The organism is Hyphomonas chukchiensis (assembly GCF_000682695.1).
Classification (GTDB): domain Bacteria; phylum Pseudomonadota; class Alphaproteobacteria; order Caulobacterales; family Hyphomonadaceae; genus Hyphomonas; species Hyphomonas chukchiensis.
In genome coordinates this window covers 1-314 of the sequence record NZ_AWFG01000103.1, presented here as the reverse complement: position 1 = coordinate 314, position 314 = coordinate 1, and the positions used below count along the sequence as shown (strand labels likewise).

The following is a 314-nucleotide window of genomic DNA, read 5'->3' as shown; positions in this document are numbered from 1 at the left end:
GATTCAGTGAAAACGGCGAAACTGACCACGCTCCTCCTTCCCGGGATCGGAACGATCGAGGAGCTGAAGCATGCCTACAAGCTTGGCGTCAGGTCTGTCAGGATCGCTACACACTGCACGGAAGCCGACGTATCGAAACAGCATATCGGTGTTGCCAGAGATCTGGGTATGGACACGGTTGGCTTTCTTATGATGTCCCACATGGTTGAGCCTGAGAAATTGGCTGAACAAGCCGCCATGATGGAAAGCTATGGTGCCGAATGTATCTATGTCACCGATAGTGGCGGCGCGCTCGACATGGATGGATACATCGC

1 pseudogene is annotated in these 314 nt (G+C 53.5%); it reads left to right on the top strand.

The window, feature by feature from the left end:
- Positions 1–314 (top strand): annotated as a pseudogene (locus tag HY30_RS18875) (4-hydroxy-2-oxovalerate aldolase); the annotation flags it as partial.